Source organism: Vibrio sp. TRT 29B02 (genome assembly GCF_050113655.1).
GTDB lineage: Bacteria > Pseudomonadota > Gammaproteobacteria > Enterobacterales > Vibrionaceae > Vibrio.
On record NZ_JBNJOJ010000014.1, the window covers coordinates 1 to 16,596 of the forward strand.

Here is a 16,596-nt window from a genome sequence, read left to right on the forward strand (position 1 = left end):
CGTCCTGGAGGATTCGAACCTCCGACCGCCTGGTTCGTAGCCAGGTACTCTATCCAGCTGAGCTAAGGACGCGCAGTGTTCTCGAAAAACGAGAGTTGTGAAGTATATCACACTGATTCTTTGAAACAACAGGGCTTTAAAACAAAAAAATTGGCCATAAGCCAATTAATGGCGGTGAGGGAGGGATTCGAACCCTCGATACGGCTACAAACCGTATACTCCCTTAGCAGGGGAGCGCCTTCAGCCTCTCGGCCACCTCACCGTTTTATTCCCTGGTAAGGGAATTATGGCGCGTCCTGGAGGATTCGAACCTCCGACCGCCTGGTTCGTAGCCAGGTACTCTATCCAGCTGAGCTAAGGACGCGCTATGCTTTCTTGCTAAAGAAAGTTTGTTTTAAAGCTGTTCCGAAGAACAATTCTTCTTAGAAAGAAGAAGCAAGAATGGCGGTGAAGGAGGGATTCGAACCCTCGATACGGCTACAAACCGTATACTCCCTTAGCAGGGGAGCGCCTTCAGCCTCTCGGCCACCTCACCGTCTTGCGGAGGCACATATTACGATTTACCAAAAATATGTCAAACACTTTCTTGGCAAAATTAGCAAAAAAACATCCAACCGTTGGCTATTTAATCAAAGCGGTGCTAATTCGCTCTTTTTACTGTAAATAGGTGCCTTCACATTACAAAAAAGGCTGACAAATCGTCAGCCTATTTGTGTAATTAGTAGTTGCCAGATGCAACGTTACCATTACCTTTTTCTGCCTGAATGCGCATGTAGATTTCTTCACGGTGAACAGACACTTCTTTCGGTGCATTTACGCCGATACGTACTTGGTTACCTTTAACACCCAGTACAGTTACTGTGACTTCATCACCGATCATTAGAGTTTCGCCAACGCGGCGAGTTAAAATTAGCATTCTGTGCTCCTTGAGTAATCTCTGATTTATCTTGCTACAAAGCTATTATCCAACAAAAGTGATATTTTCGTAAACTCTATTGTGGTTCGAATCTAACCTAAAAAGGCATGTTTTTGTTGGCAATCGAGTGCCTGTGAAGACGTAATGTAAGCATCATGCAGTATGTTCGCCGCTTTGTCGACACATTCGGGTTGCAACACTAGCATCAGCGATTGTGGGTTTACCGCATAATGCTCAATATCGATCCCCTGTTCTGAGAGCAAAGCGTATGACCTTTCAACCAGTCCTTCGACATGAAGGCCTACTGCGGTCAACAAGCTTACCGATTCACTATTACGGATTTTGTCGTTGAAAACCAGTTCCAGTTTTGCATAAGCATCGTGTTTTATCACTACACCTACCCATTCTGCATGCTCGATCACATTCCAAATCGTCACACCTATCATCTGGCACTGTGTTTTTAAACCGCAAAGCGCATCTTTCTCAATCTTGATCAGACACATATCACGTTGAATAGCGACGCCACATACCGAGGCCAAACACTGCTCCCCTTTGACTAAGCTGCCGTTGTTAGTGTCAAACGTCGACAGCACTCGCAATGGTACACTGTTACGCCAAGCGTATTGAACCGATGGTAAATGAAGCACTTTTGCGCCTTTACGAGCCATCTCTTCCATCGAAGGAAAATCAATGACATCCAGTTTCTTCGCCGAAGAAACGACTCTAGGATCGCAAGTGTAAATACCATCAACATCGGTAAATATCTGGCACTCATCTGCACTCAACGCACCTGCGAGAGTAACAGCACTGGTATCAGAACCGCCCCTTCCCAGGGTGGTGATATCCCCATTTTCATTGATACCTTGAAAACCTGCCACTATGACAATTTGGTCTTGCGCTAACAGTTCATCTATCGCGCTAGTGTCAATATGTTTAATCGTCGCGTCATTGTGTTGATTGTCCGTCACAATGTTCGCTTGTGCTCCGGTAAGTGAACGAGCAGAATGACCTAATTTATTTAAAGTCATTGCCAGTAGTGCCATGGACACTTGTTCACCAGCAGAGAGCAAAACATCAAGTTCTCGAGCAGTAGGTACACTGTCTACTTGTTTAGCCAAATCCATTAGTCTGTTTGTTTCACCAGACATCGCAGAGACAACTACGACAACTTGATTACCATCATTTTTCGCCTTAATGATGTGTTTGGCTACTGTATGAATTCTTTCTACGGAACCTACAGATGTTCCACCAAACTTTTGCACGATAAGGGGCTTTTTCACCAGTCTTCACCTTCCCAAGACCAAAGTCTCATTCGGACCACATTCAATATGTTGAATATTGTTTGCAGTAGTTATAACAAAAACCAAGCGGCCTATTTAACCGTCTTTTAGACGACTAATTAAACCACTTGGTTAGCTCAAAAAAAATACGCTCAATCAAAGAACTGATTGAGCGTTATCATTTAATATTCGATGTCTATAGGCGTTCTTCTAGCCAAGGCTGAACACTTTCGATCGCTTTTGGTAGCGCAGACACGTCAGTACCACCCGCTTGAGCCATATCTGGACGACCACCGCCTTTACCACCAACTTGTTCTGCAACCATCTTAACAAGGTCTCCGGCTTTCACTTTACCGATCAGATCTTTAGTTACGCCCGCAATTAGACCAACCTTGCCATCACTGATGTTTGCAAGCATCACAACACCACTACCCATTTGGTTTTTGATGTCATCAACCATAGTACGTAGGTTCTTGCTATCAGCACCTTCCATTGCAGCAATCAGTACTTTAACGCCATTAATTTCCTGAGCTTTACCCATGATGTTTGCACTTTCTGCTGCAGCCATCTTGTCTTTCAGCTTCTGGATTTCCTTCTCTAGCGTTTTCGCTTTAGAAGCAGATTCAGCCAGTTTCTCTTCATACTTAGCTTGTTGTGCTTCAATTGCGTCAAGTGCTGCTTCACCGGTTACCGCTTCAATACGACGAATACCTGCTGCGATACCACCTTCTGAAATGATCTTGAATAGACCGATATCACCGGTGTTTGATGCGTGGATACCACCACAAAGCTCAGTAGAGAACTCGCCCATCGATAGCACGCGAACTTCATCATCGTACTTCTCGCCGAAGAGTGCCATCGCACCTTTCTGCTTCGCAGATTCGATGTCCATGACATTGGTTTCGATAACGTGGTTGCGACGAACTTGCGCATTGACTAGACGCTCAACTTCTTTAAGTTCAGCCGCCGTTACCCCTTCAAGATGAGAGAAGTCAAAACGTAGGTTTTCAGGCTTAACGAGAGAACCTTTCTGCGTTACGTGCTCGCCAAGAACTTGTCTTAGTGCTGCATGCAGTAAGTGCGTTGCCGAGTGGTTTAGTGAGATCGCTGCACGACGCTCTGCATCGACAACCGCTTCAACTTGGTCACCCTTAGCTAGGACGCCTTCAGCCATGACCCCATGATGAGCAATCGCATTACCGAGTTTTTGTGTGTCTTCAACTTTGAATAGACCCGATTCCGTCTTCACAAGACCAGCATCACCACATTGACCACCTGATTCAGCATAGAACGGAGTCTCACCAAGAACGATGATGGCTTTGTCACCCGCAGACAAAGTATCAGCCGCTTCGCCTTCAACAAAAATTTCTACTACAGTGCTTTCACCTTGAGTACCAGCGTAGCCACAAAACTCTGTTTCTGCTTCCGTTTTGATGGTTGCGTTGTAGTCTGTACCGAACTGACCGGCTTCGCGAGCACGCTGACGCTGCTCTTCCATCGCTTTCTCGAAGCCTTCTTCATCGATAGCGAAATCACGCTCACGTGCAACATCGTTTGTCAGGTCAGCAGGGAAACCGTAAGTATCGTAAAGTTTGAATACGGTTTCACCGTCTAGCACTTTGCCTTCTAGGTTATCTAACGCTTCATTCAGAATCGCCATACCACGCTCTAGCGTGCGACCGAAGTTCTCTTCTTCGATACGTAGAACTTTTTCCACAACCGCTTGTTGTTTCTTCAACTCTTCACCAGCACTGCCCATGACTTCAGCAAGAACACCTACCAGTTTGTGGAAGAATACGCCTTTCGCACCAAGTTTGTTACCGTGACGAACTGCACGACGGATGATACGACGCAAGACATAACCACGCCCTTCATTCGAAGGCATGACACCATCAACGATCAAGAATGAACAAGAACGGATATGGTCAGCAATCACGCGTAGAGACTGGTTAGACAAATCTTCATAACCGATGGTTTCAGCGGCTGCTTTGATTAGTTTTTGGAATACGTCGATTTCGTAGTTTGAGTGGACGCCTTGCATGATTGCAGAGATACGCTCGATACCCATGCCCGTGTCTACCGAAGGCTTTGGTAGCGGCTCCATCGTGCCGTCAGCATGACGGTTGAACTGCATAAATACGTTGTTCCAGATCTCGATGAAACGGTCACCATCTTCTTCAGGTGTACCTGGACGGCCACCCCAGATGTGCTCACCATGATCGTAGAAAATTTCAGTACACGGACCACAAGGACCTGTGTCACCCATAGTCCAGAAGTTGTCAGACTCGTACTGCTTACCGCCTTCTTTATCGCCGATACGGATAATACGATCAGCGGGAACACCTACTTTCTTGTTCCAAATTTCGAATGCTTCGTCATCTGTTTCGTAAACCGTTACTAGTAGACGATCAGTAGGCAGTTTTAATGTCTCAGTGAGGAATTCCCATGCAAACGCAATCGCATCTTCTTTGAAGTAATCACCAAAGCTGAAGTTACCTAGCATTTCAAAGAAAGTATGGTGACGAGCTGTAAAACCCACATTTTCAAGGTCGTTGTGTTTACCACCCGCACGTACACAACGCTGAGCCGTAGTTGCTCGTGTGTAGGCACGCTTTTCTGCGCCTAAGAAGCAATCTTTGAATTGGTTCATACCTGCGTTTGTGAATAGCAGGGTTGGATCGTTATGTGGAACCAACGATGAACTGTCTACGATTTGGTGTCCTTTGCTTTCAAAGAACTTAAGGAACGCGTTACGAACCTCATCAGTGCTCATGTACATGCAGCTCTTCCTGAAAAATAGTCGAGTGAAATTTTTGCGCTATTGTAGATCATGGTTCACGCTACGACTAGTTTTCTCGCAGAAAAGAGGCTCCTGATTCGATAAATCGCGACAAATCCGCAGATTAAGGTGTTAGTTCGTGATTTGTCCTCATCGTTTGAGTTAAGAGCATTGCTAATTTATTCAAAACTATAACCACGAATTGCAGGTATCGGACTTACTTAGCGTACTTTTTTGTGTCTTTAGTCGTTTCTTTAGCCGAATAACACGGCTAACGCATCTATAGTACAAACACATGTAATGGGCTGGTCTGAGATGAAACCAGCGGTTGATTATTAAGTGAATACAGTAAAACATATCTGAACAATTAAACACGTATGAGAAACGAGCTACAGACACAGCTCGCTTTCATGAGTAGTGCTACATAAGCCTATCTATGAGGTGTTGATTTAATCAGGGGAGTTAGTACATTTCATTTTTCATCAATTTCAGGTCTTAGCTTTCTAATTATTGAATCAAGCTCAACCCCGTTAAATGGGAGGTAGTTTTTATCAATTAATATTTGTAGTGACCTCTTATCACTCTCTGTGAACTCAGCTTCATATTTCAAAACTGGAGCGTCTAACCAACCTTTTTCTGTCATTATTGAAATCACTTTCTTTTCATTATTTCTTTGTAATGAATCAACTAAGATAGCTTGCTCTTTTGCTGAACAATTATATTGTGCCAAGTGATGTAGATATGAAAGCGTAGATATCTGTTTTTTTCTTGGTAGTGATATTAGCCAAGAGCTAATTGGGTATGGATTGATATTTCGAGTTTTTTTATCAGAACATTCATCCACTTTTTGCAAAAAAATCTTGTAGGCATTTTTGGATTCAGTTGAAATTATTTGCTGTTCAACCTCCACTGTCGCATGAACTAGTGGACAAATTAAAATAAACGTTAGACTACATAGCGTTGTAAACGCACTTCCAAAATTCATGTTCTTTTCCTGTGCTTTCTAAAGCTTGATCAAACGCTAACTTAGCTATTACTTTGCGTTCAACCGCGTGGATAGACCGCATCACTCTAGAAAACTCTTTCCAGTCGTATGCCGCTATATTCGTAAGCTTTTCGTGAGGTTTCCCTTTCAGAAATATATCTATAAAAGGAATAACACCCATGACTTTTGTAAGTAGGTTTGCATTATCTATTTTATCGATTATCTGCTGTAAAGTGTCTACTCCTTCGACGGATAAGCGATCTGAGTCTATCTCACATTCAGTAATGTTTATCATAATCTAACCCTCTACAGGTTTTCGCCAATCGTCTAAACCATGTGTGTTTGCCACCAAATGCGTCCACTCTATTTTTCGATAATTAAAGAATAGATTGACTAGCTGATGAATTCTTTTCGCTTTGGTTTCCCTAGAATCAGGTAAAAACAACTGAATTTTACTTAATCGAGCATTGGTAAGAGTTGTATTGAAGAACTTTTCTTGCCTACCTATTACGGACATTCGATACCAATCAAGAGATACGGTTTCTAATGTTTCACCTTGACAAAGTGCATTATAAAGTAATGGCAGAGCTCTGTTTATTTCGCATGTAACTTTAAGTGCACCGTGAATACGTTTACTGTTAGGTTTCCCACTTTGGATATCTGTCGGAGTTATAACAACGTGTTTGACACTTTGAACCATAATTTCGTCGAGATGATTCTCAACAAAACTATCCCCGATAGAGTCAGCTGTACCTACTTTGTGGGTAATGAAACCTTGGTTCTTGCCAATAATCTTTAAATAGCATGGTTGCGGCATACATCACTCCTTTGCTAAATATGGCTAATTCCCCTTTAAAGCGTATGGTTAAATGTAGGCTACGATGTTGTCAATTCGATACAGTGCATTCAGGAGCATTCCTACATCAAGCAAGCTGTTTTGCTCTTTATTCTGTAGGAACGGGGAGCCCTCGAGAGCAATAGCACTCTCACAACCTGACAGTCGGTAATCGGAAGTTATAGGGCTTTAATAAGCAGTAGAAAAAGCAGTCTGGTTGCCTTAAACGTTCATTCTCAGAGACGGTGTTATTGCGCGTGAAAAAGCGGCTCAGTATGTCTGGAACAATAGTGGCTACATTATGGATAGGCATTCTTACCGGAACTCGAATTAGAAAAAATTTCTTACGCCTCATGATTTAAAGCATAGCTAATTTGTTCAAAACTATAGCCGCGATATTGCAGGAATCGGACTTGTTTGGCGTACTCTTTTGCGTCTTTGGCTTTAATCCCTTTAAATTTCTTCTCTGCTGCACTTTTTGCCAATTCAAACCAATCTTGAGGCTCTTGCTCCATCGCTTTTTCTATCGTAGCCTCGGCGACACGCTTTTGATTTAACTCTTGGCGAATCCTTCTTTCGCCATGTCCTTTATAAACATGCTGGCGTATCTGACTTTTGGCATAACGCAAATCATCAAGATAATTGTGATCGAGGCAAAAGTTGATGGCCTCTTGAATCGCTTCATCCTCATAGCCTTTTAAGCTCAGTTTTTGATAAAGCTCATACTCACCATGATCACGGCGGCTTAGCAACTGCATAGCCGCTTCTTTACTCGATAATGTGGGTGGTTTTCTTTGAAACATAACTTACTTATTTTCAAATTCTAGATATAACAAAGCCCCGCATTCGCAGGGCTTTGATTTCACTTAAACAGAATTAAAATTCTTCTTGCTCTGGCATCTGGCCTAATTCAGCTTCAACAGGCTGTTCTTCTGCCGGTAAAAGCAGCATTTCACGTAGCTTAGTATCAATTTCTTTCGCGGCTTGAGGGTTTTCACGTAGGAATTTACCTGCGTTTGCCTTACCTTGACCAATCTTGTCGCCATTGTAGCTGTACCAAGCACCCGCTTTTTCAATCAGCTTATGCTTCACACCTAGATCAATTAGCTCACCTTCACGGTTGAAGCCTTGACCGTATAGAATTTGCGTCTCAGCTTGTTTAAATGGTGCAGCAATCTTGTTCTTAACCACTTTAATGCGAGTTTCGTTACCGACAACTTCGTCACCTTCTTTGATTGAACCAGTACGGCGAATATCAAGACGTACAGAAGCGTAGAACTTAAGTGCGTTACCGCCAGTAGTCGTCTCAGGGTTACCAAACATCACACCAATCTTCATGCGGATTTGGTTGATGAAAACACACATACAGTTAGACTGCTTTAGGTTACCTGTTAGCTTACGCATTGCTTGAGAAAGCATACGTGCTTGTAGACCCATGTGGCTGTCACCCATTTCGCCTTCAATTTCAGCTTTAGGTGTTAGTGCTGCAACCGAGTCCACTACCATTACGTCGATAGCACCTGAACGCGCTAGCGCATCACAGATTTCTAGTGCTTGTTCGCCCGTATCAGGCTGAGAAACAAGTAGAGCATCGATATCTACACCGAGTTTTTTCGCATATACAGGATCGAGCGCATGCTCCGCATCAATAAACGCACAAGTTTTACCTTCACGTTGTGCAGCAGCGATTAGCTCAAGAGTTAGTGTTGTTTTACCAGAAGATTCCGGACCGTAGATTTCTACGATACGACCCATAGGCAGACCACCAGCACCAAGAGCGATATCTAAAGAAAGTGAGCCGGTAGAAATTGTTTCTACGTCCATTGCACGGTTGTCACCAAGGCGCATAATCGAACCTTTACCGAATTGCTTTTCGATTTGACCTAGCGCAGCGGCGAGCGCCTTCTGTTTGTTCTCGTCCATCACTTTCTCCAAATGACTCATCTAATGCTGATGAATATCAATCAAATTCTTCCGCTCAGCTTTTTTGCTAAGCAATCAATGAAAGCCATTATACTGTTGATTCATACAGTGTCCATAGCTATGGGGATTTTTTTTGAAATTTGATGATATCCATCTGATTTTTAATCACTTTAAATTACTCGAGCAATCATTGACTGTCACTTTTCAACTGTTCGTACAGTACTTTCAAAGCCACTTCGACAGCCTGTTGACGCACTTGAGAACGGTTGCCAGCAAAATAATAGGTCGCCACTTTCAACCAGCCACTTTTGTCTGCCCAGCCAATACAGACTGTACCGACAGGCTTACCTTCTGTCGCCCCTCCTGGCCCAGCAATACCACTGATCGATACGCCAATGTTGGCATTCGAATTGGCCAACGCACCTTTTACCATTTCTTCAACCGTCTGCTCACTGACAGCGCCATGGGACTCAAGCGTTTGTTCCTTTACCCCAAGCATCTCCATTTTGGCTTCGTTACTATAGGTGATAAAAGCACGGTCAAACCAACCTGAGCTTCCGGCTATGTCGGTAATCGCCGCGGAGACAGCTCCACCGGTACAAGATTCTGCTGTCGTGAGAACAAAACCACGTTGGTTAAGTTGCTCACCCAACTTTAGTGACAGAATTTGCTGTGATTCCATGTCTAAATCCCCCTATTGCATCTTTTCGCAGAATGGCTATTCACGTATCCTAAGCCGCAATAGAAATAAACGAAAGACGTTGCCCGTGAAAGCTGAACAAAAACACACACCTATGATGCAGCAATATCTCAAGCTTAAAGCTGAGAACCCAGATATTTTGCTGTTTTATCGAATGGGAGACTTCTATGAACTCTTCTACGATGATGCCAAGCGCGCATCTCAGCTATTAGACATATCGCTGACTAAGCGTGGAGCATCCGCTGGTGAGCCTATTCCTATGGCTGGTGTGCCCTTTCATGCTGTCGAAGGGTACTTAGCAAAACTCGTTCAGCTTGGTGAATCCGTCGCGATTTGTGAACAGATTGGCGATCCCGCAACAAGCAAAGGTCCCGTCGAACGCGCCGTGGTGCGTATTGTCACTCCGGGTACAGTGACTGACGAGGCTCTGCTTTCTGAGCGTTTAGATAATCTAATCGCTGCCATTTACCATCACAACGGCAAATTCGGATACGCAACACTTGACGTTACCTCTGGACGCTTCCAGTTAATGGAGCCAGAAACTGAAGAAGCCATGGCCGCAGAGCTGCAACGTACCGCACCCCGTGAGCTACTATTCCCCGAGGACTTTGAACCTGTTCAGTTGATGAACGGCCGTAATGGTAACCGCCGTCGCCCTGTGTGGGAGTTTGAGCTCGACACGGCAAAGCAACAGCTCAACCAACAGTTTGGTACCAAAGATCTGGTTGGCTTTGGTGTTGAACACGCCAAACTCGGCTTGTGTGCTGCGGGCTGTCTTATCCAGTACGTAAAAGATACCCAACGTACCGCACTGCCACATATCCGCTCTTTAACTTTTGATCGTCAAGATCACTCAGTCATCCTCGATGCAGCGACACGTCGCAATCTAGAGATCACCCATAACCTTGCCGGTGGTACAGACAATACATTGGCGGGAGTGCTCGACCATACCGCGACAGCCATGGGCAGTCGCATGCTCAAGCGCTGGTTACACCAGCCAATGCGAGACATCGAGACACTCAACCAACGTCTCAACGCTATCACGGAGCTCAAAGAGCAGGCTGTCTATTCTGAACTTCATCCTGTTCTCAAACAAATCGGGGATATTGAGCGTATCTTAGGACGACTTGCGTTACGCAGTGCACGACCTCGTGATATGGCTCGTCTCCGATTTGCCATGCAGCAGTTACCAGAGTTAGCAGAAAGCATGGGCAGCCTAGCCAACCCTTATTTGGTTAAGCTGGCACAATTTGCCGCACCAATGGACGATGTTTGTGACTTGCTCGAACGTGCAATTAAAGAGAATCCACCCGTTGTTATTCGTGATGGTGGTGTTATTGCGACTGGCTACAACGAGGAACTCGACGAATGGCGAAAACTCGCTGATGGTGCAACCGAGTTTCTTGAACAACTCGAACAAGAGGAACGCGAACGCCACGGCATTGACAGCCTAAAGGTGGGTTACAACAATGTTCATGGTTTCTTCATCCAAGTCAGCCGCGGGCAAAGTCACCTTGTGCCACCCCATTATGTGCGCCGCCAAACGTTAAAGAATGCCGAGCGCTACATCATCCCAGAACTAAAAGAGCATGAAGACAAGGTTTTAAACTCGAAATCAAAAGCACTCGCGGTCGAGAAACAACTTTGGGAAGAGTTATTTGACCTATTACTACCTCATCTAGAACAGATGCAGAATCTCGCCTCAGCAGTATCGCAAATTGACGTTCTTCAGAACCTTGCCGAACGAGCCGACAGCTTAGATTACTGCCGCCCTAACTTAACAAAAGAGGCGGGTATTCACATTCAGAATGGTCGTCACCCTGTCGTTGAACAAGTAATGGATGAACCTTTCATCGCCAACCCGATTGAGCTCAACTCAAAGCGCAAGATGCTGATTATTACAGGCCCTAACATGGGGGGTAAATCCACGTATATGCGCCAAACCGCTTTGATTGCGTTACTGGCTCATATCGGCTCTTACGTACCGGCTGAATCTGCACAAATTGGCTCAATCGACCGTATTTTTACCCGCATTGGTGCATCTGATGATTTGGCTTCAGGACGATCGACTTTTATGGTTGAAATGACAGAAACCGCCAATATTCTTCACAATGCAACCGCAAACAGCCTAGTGTTGATGGATGAAATTGGTCGAGGCACCAGTACATACGATGGTCTATCTCTGGCTTGGGCCAGTGCAGAGTGGCTAGCAAAACAGCTAGGTTCAATGACCTTGTTTGCCACGCACTACTTTGAACTGACTGAGTTGCCGAATCAAATTCCACATCTGGCGAACGTCCACCTTGACGCCGTAGAACACGGTGACAGCATTGCATTTATGCATGCTGTGCAAGAAGGGGCAGCAAGTAAGTCATATGGCCTTGCCGTTGCTGGACTTGCAGGCGTACCGAAGAGCGTAATTAAAAATGCTCGCACGAAACTCACTCAGCTCGAACAACTCAGCCTCAACGGTGAAAAACCAAGCCAATCTCCTGCTGTCGACATCGCCAATCAACTGAGCTTGATCCCAGAGCCAAGCGAAGTTGAGCAAGCGCTTGCGAACATCGATCCAGACGATCTCACCCCAAGACAAGCTCTTGAAGAGCTGTATCGATTAAAGAAACTTCTTTAGGTATGAAAAAGGCAGCCAGTTGGCTGCCTTTATTAATATGTTTCGCACTACAGTTTTCGACGCAATAACATCAATGCGATGGTCAGGAATACCACGCTTGGCATGACCGCACCAAATACTGGGGGAATATTGTAAACCAAGCTAAGAGGACCAAAGAACTCACTCGAAATATAGAAAGTGAATCCGGCAATAACGCCCGAAAGAATCCGAGCACCCATAGTCACACTACGCAAAGGACCAAAGATAAAAGAGAGCGCCATCAGCATCATCACCGCAATAGAAAACGGCTGAGTGACCTTGCGCCAAAACGCTAGCTCATAGCGTGAAGGGTCTTGCTCCGATGCCTTGAGATAACTGACATAATCATAAAGTCCGCCCAAAGAAAGCTCTTCTGGTTTTACCGTTACAACCGCTAACTTATCTGGGGCTAGCGAGGTCGTCCAACTGTACTCAGGTAGGCTTTGCTTCGAAATTTCTACTTCATCAACCATCTCAGTTAGCTCAACATCCTTCATGGTCCAAGTATTATCAGAAACATACTCTACCGTCGCAGCATGGACGACACTTTCGAGGCGCTTGTTCGCATCAAAACGCCACATGTTCATGCCATAGATTTTGTCGTCTTCAACTTTACCAATAAAGATAAAATCGTTGGCATCACGCGCCCACACCCCCGTTCGCACCGATAAGATCGCACCACCAGATGTAGAAAAAGCTCGTAAATCACGTGCCATTTTTTGAGCCTGTGGGGCGCCCCACTGACCGAGCAATGTCACCAATACCATTAGAGGCACTGCCGTTTTAAGCACGGACATACCGATATTAAGTTTAGAAAAACCCGCGGCCTGCATCACCACAAGTTCTGAGCTTGAAGCCAGCATCCCTAACCCAATTAGAGCCCCTAACAGTGCCGCCATTGGGAAGAACATTTCAATATCACGAGGAATACTTAACAGCACAAAAAACAGTGCTTGAATAAGATCGTAAGAACCTTCGCCAACTTTACGCAGCTGTTCAACATATTTGATGATGGCAGACAGGCCAACAAACGTAGCCAGCACTAGAGAGGTCGTGGCAATGATGGTTTTGCCGATATAGAGATCGAGAATTTTAAACACGACTTACGCTGCCTTCTTTCTTTGTCTTAATTTATCTTTAAAGCGGCGAACAGGAATGCTGTCCATCGAGTTGATGCCGATTGCAGTTAACAGTAGTGCAGCATTGATTGGCCACATACCAATAAATGCTGGAATAGATCCATCTTCAAGCGCAGATTTGGTTGCACTAATCGAAAGGAAGTACGCTAAATAAATTAATATCGCTGGTCCCATTTTGGCAAAACGCCCCTGACGAGGGTTAACCGCCGATAGAGGTACGACCAACATGGTCAGTAATGGGATACAAACCACGAGAGAAATACGCCACTGTAATTCTGCTTGCGCTCTTGGATCTGGATTTTGAATCAATTCTAGCGTTGGGATCGCTTCCCAATCTCGCCCTTTACGTTTGACATCTCGTTGACCAATCAGACCTTCGTATTGATCAAATTTCGTCACCATGTAATCCACTCGCGTTGGCACACCTTCATAGCGAGTACCATCATACATGCGAATAACCTGACGCCCATCGCTTAGCTCTTTCACCTCACCTGATTGCGAGAATGAAACACTCGGCAATATAGAGTCACGCGGTCTCATCTGCGCGACAAAAACATGCTTAAGTTGTTTGCCATCAATATCATCGATGAAAACCACTGATGAACCGTCAGGCGTACCTTGGAAGTGACCTTTTTTAAGCAGATCGACGCTGTTTTCCGCTTCAACTTCTTCTTGAAGCTGAACCAATTTGTCTTGGCTGTAGGGTGAAAAGACAAATGAGTTAAAACCAGCAATAACTCCGGTAATGACAGCAAGGTACAGAGCCGCACGGATCAAGAATTTGTTACCAATGCCAGTAGCATTCATAACCGTAATTTCACTTTCCGCATATAAGCGACCGAAAGTCAGCAAAATACCTAAGAACAGGCTCAGAGGTAACATCAGTAGGCCCATCGACGGCATGCTCAAGGCAACATAATGCATGACCAAACTCGCGGGGATATCCCCATCCGAAGCATCAGCCAAAACCTTAATCAGTTTTTGGCTGAGGAACACTAAAAACAGGATGAAAAATATCGCTAATTGGCTTTTGAGTGTCTCGCGGATCAAATATCTAACAATAATCACGCTGAAATTACCTATACAAAACTTGTTTTTTTAATTGAATCACTATAATTTCCCGTTGAACCTTTTATTTTTAAATTTTTTGGCTAACTGTTAATGCGCTTATTTAAGGATAGTTCCGAGTAAGGAATCAACAAGTAAGACGGCATTATCTAACATTTAGTTCTATTTGTCTTCAGGATGTAGGAGTACGCATGGAGTTCAGTGTAAAAAGTGGCAGTCCAGAGAAGCAGCGCAGCGCGTGTATCGTTGTGGGCGTGTTCGAGCCACGTCGCCTTTCTCCAGTTGCTGAGCAGCTAGATAAAATCAGCGATGGCTATATCAGTTCACTACTTCGCCGTGGTGATCTGGAAGGAAAACCGGGGCAAATGCTCCTACTTCATCAAGTACCAGGCGTGCTATCAGAGCGCGTACTACTCGTTGGTTGTGGTAAAGAACGTGAGCTTGGCGAACGTCAATACAAAGAGATCATTCAAAAAACCATCAACACACTTAACGAGACGGGTTCGATGGAAGCCGTCTGCTTCCTGACGGAACTGCACGTTAAAGGCCGCGATACATACTGGAAAGTACGTCAAGCGGTAGAAGCAACGAAAGATGGTCTTTACACCTTCGATCAATTCAAGAGTGTCAAACCAGAAACACGTCGCCCTCTGCGTAAACTGGTATTCAACGTACCTACACGCCGCGAACTCAACCTAGGTGAAAAAGCGATCGCACATGGTCTAGCGATTGCCTCTGGTGTTAAAGCGTCGAAAGATCTTGGCAACATGCCACCAAATATCGCTAACCCTGCATACCTAGCTTCACAAGCACGTCGCCTAGCAGACGATTACGAAAGCGTTACGACTAAAATCATTGGCGAGCAAGAGATGGAAAAACTGGGTATGACTTCATACCTAGCAGTAGGCCGTGGCTCTAAAAATGAATCTATGATGTCTATCATGGAATACAAGGGCAACCCAGATCCAGAAGCAAAACCAATCGTTCTTGTTGGTAAAGGTCTAACTTTCGATTCTGGCGGTATCTCACTTAAGCCAGGCGAAGGCATGGACGAAATGAAGTACGACATGTGTGGTGCGGCTTCAGTATTCGGTACCATGAAGGCATTGGCGAAACTGAACCTGCCAATCAACGTTATCGGCGTTTTAGCTGGTTGTGAAAACATGCCAGGCAGCAATGCATACCGTCCAGGTGACATCCTAACAACGATGTCCGGTCAAACGGTTGAAGTGCTAAACACCGATGCGGAAGGTCGACTCGTTCTTTGTGATGCGTTGACTTACGTTGAACGTTTTGAGCCAGATTGTGTCGTTGACGTTGCAACGCTAACCGGTGCTTGTGTGATTGCGTTAGGTCACCATATCAGCGGTGTTATCTCAAACCATAACCCTCTTTCTCACGAGCTAGTCAACGCTTCTGAGCAAGCAAGTGACCGTGCATGGCGTCTACCAATGGCTGATGAATACCATGAGCAATTGAAGAGCCCATTTGCGGATATGGCAAACATTGGTGGTCGCCCTGGTGGCACGATTACTGCGGGTTGCTTCTTGTCTAAATTCGCGAAGAAGTACCACTGGGCGCACATTGATATCGCAGGTACTGCGTGGAAGTCAGGTGCGGCAAAAGGCTCAACGGGCCGTCCAGTCTCGATGCTTGTCCAATTCCTGCTTAATCGCAGTGGCCAAGAGACAGAGGAATAAACCTCAACATCTTAAAAAGGGCCGACAGGCCCTTTTTTATTTTCTGCCTTTGTGTGCAAAAGGATCAGAACATGGCGAACGCTACATTTTATCTCATTGCTGAACAATCTCATCAGGCTACCCCTGATGGATTCGAAGAGTACATTCTGTTTCTTACTCGTCACTTTGCTAAACAAGGAGCAAAGGTCTACCTCAACTGCAATAATAAATCACATGCAGAACAGTTAGCAGAACGATTTTGGCAAGTCGATAGCAGCGAATTTATGGCTCATAATCTAGTCGGTGAAGGTCCGCGATATGCAACCAATATCGAGATTGGCTATCAAGGGGTCAAGCCTTCATGGAACAGACAATTAGTAATAAATTTGGCTGAAAATGAGACAACCTTTGCGAACAAGTTTGCTGAGGTGGTAGACTTCGTCCCTTGCGAGGAAAAAGCCAAGCAACTGGCGCGAGAAAGATATAAAATCTACCGCCAAGCTGGTTATCAGCTACAAACGATCGAAATCAAACACAACTAACGGTCAATCCTTATAGTTAAGCTCTCCACTCTAGAGAGTTCACTTATAATGATTGACTAAGATTTACCATCAACCAGATAAGATTTTCTCTAAATAGTTG

14 protein-coding genes and 3 tRNA genes are annotated in these 16,596 nt (G+C 44.9%); 3 read left to right on the forward strand and 14 right to left on the reverse strand.

The window, feature by feature from the left end; all coding sequences use genetic code 11:
- Positions 1–169: 169 nt before the first annotated feature.
- From ACQEXT_RS10300 to ACQEXT_RS10355, 12 genes are all read right to left on the reverse strand, one after another.
- Positions 170–262 (reverse strand) — tRNA-Ser (locus ACQEXT_RS10300).
- A gap of 25 nt (positions 263–287) precedes the next feature.
- A tRNA-Arg gene (locus ACQEXT_RS10305) sits at positions 288–364 on the reverse strand.
- Positions 365–442: 78 nt separating this feature from the next.
- Positions 443–535, reverse strand: a tRNA-Ser gene (locus ACQEXT_RS10310).
- A gap of 183 nt (positions 536–718) precedes the next feature.
- Positions 719–916: a carbon storage regulator CsrA gene (gene csrA / locus ACQEXT_RS10315; protein WP_004415691.1), complete on the reverse strand. Its 198-nt coding sequence runs from the start codon at positions 914–916 to the stop codon at positions 719–721.
- Positions 917–1,008: 92 nt separating this feature from the next.
- Entirely contained in the window at positions 1,009–2,196 is a 1,188-nt protein-coding gene (locus tag ACQEXT_RS10320) for an aspartate kinase (RefSeq protein ID WP_331427275.1), read from the reverse strand.
- Between the two features lie 196 nt (positions 2,197–2,392).
- The gene (gene alaS / locus ACQEXT_RS10325; RefSeq protein WP_426951935.1) at positions 2,393–4,975 is read right to left on the reverse strand and encodes an alanine--tRNA ligase; all 2,583 of its coding nucleotides are present in this window, start codon (positions 4,973–4,975) and stop codon (positions 2,393–2,395) included.
- Between the two features lie 472 nt (positions 4,976–5,447).
- Positions 5,448–5,960 (reverse strand): hypothetical protein, encoded by a 513-nt coding sequence (locus tag ACQEXT_RS10330; protein ID WP_426951936.1) that lies wholly within the window; start codon positions 5,958–5,960, stop codon positions 5,448–5,450.
- The gene (locus tag ACQEXT_RS10335) at positions 5,926–6,255 is read right to left on the reverse strand and encodes a hypothetical protein (protein WP_331427272.1); all 330 of its coding nucleotides are present in this window, start codon (positions 6,253–6,255) and stop codon (positions 5,926–5,928) included. Before ACQEXT_RS10335 ends, ACQEXT_RS10330 begins: the two co-directional genes overlap by 35 nt.
- Positions 6,256–6,258: 3 nt before the next feature.
- Positions 6,259–6,777 (reverse strand): Hcp family type VI secretion system effector, encoded by a 519-nt coding sequence (locus ACQEXT_RS10340; protein ID WP_426951938.1) that lies wholly within the window; start codon positions 6,775–6,777, stop codon positions 6,259–6,261.
- 362 nt (positions 6,778–7,139) lie between these two features.
- Complete coding sequence (recX, locus tag ACQEXT_RS10345; RefSeq protein WP_426951939.1) at positions 7,140–7,598, reverse strand: recombination regulator RecX; 459 nt, start codon at positions 7,596–7,598, stop codon at positions 7,140–7,142.
- A 73-nt stretch (positions 7,599–7,671) separates the two neighbouring features.
- Entirely contained in the window at positions 7,672–8,718 is a 1,047-nt protein-coding gene (gene recA, locus ACQEXT_RS10350) for a recombinase RecA (protein ID WP_331417758.1), read from the reverse strand.
- A gap of 187 nt (positions 8,719–8,905) precedes the next feature.
- Positions 8,906–9,400: a CinA family protein gene (locus ACQEXT_RS10355; RefSeq protein ID WP_426951940.1), complete on the reverse strand. Its 495-nt coding sequence runs from the start codon at positions 9,398–9,400 to the stop codon at positions 8,906–8,908.
- 85 nt (positions 9,401–9,485) lie between these two features.
- Here ACQEXT_RS10355 and mutS point away from each other — a divergent pair, with 85 nt between their 5' ends.
- Positions 9,486–12,050 (forward strand): DNA mismatch repair protein MutS, encoded by a 2,565-nt coding sequence (mutS, locus tag ACQEXT_RS10360; protein WP_426951942.1) that lies wholly within the window; start codon positions 9,486–9,488, stop codon positions 12,048–12,050.
- A 47-nt stretch (positions 12,051–12,097) separates the two neighbouring features.
- On the opposite strand, the gene lptG is transcribed toward mutS, so the two are convergent.
- Both lptG and lptF read right to left on the reverse strand, forming a co-directional pair.
- Entirely contained in the window at positions 12,098–13,168 is a 1,071-nt protein-coding gene (gene lptG / locus ACQEXT_RS10365; RefSeq protein WP_138971942.1) for an LPS export ABC transporter permease LptG, read from the reverse strand.
- 3 nt (positions 13,169–13,171) lie between these two features.
- Entirely contained in the window at positions 13,172–14,275 is a 1,104-nt protein-coding gene (lptF, locus tag ACQEXT_RS10370) for an LPS export ABC transporter permease LptF (protein WP_331417754.1), read from the reverse strand.
- 191 nt (positions 14,276–14,466) lie between these two features.
- Here lptF and pepA point away from each other — a divergent pair, with 191 nt between their 5' ends.
- Positions 14,467–15,975 (forward strand): leucyl aminopeptidase, encoded by a 1,509-nt coding sequence (gene pepA / locus ACQEXT_RS10375; protein ID WP_138971941.1) that lies wholly within the window; start codon positions 14,467–14,469, stop codon positions 15,973–15,975.
- 71 nt (positions 15,976–16,046) lie between these two features.
- Positions 16,047–16,496: a DNA polymerase III subunit chi gene (locus tag ACQEXT_RS10380; protein ID WP_331427266.1), complete on the forward strand. Its 450-nt coding sequence runs from the start codon at positions 16,047–16,049 to the stop codon at positions 16,494–16,496.
- Positions 16,497–16,596: the final 100 nt, after the last annotated feature.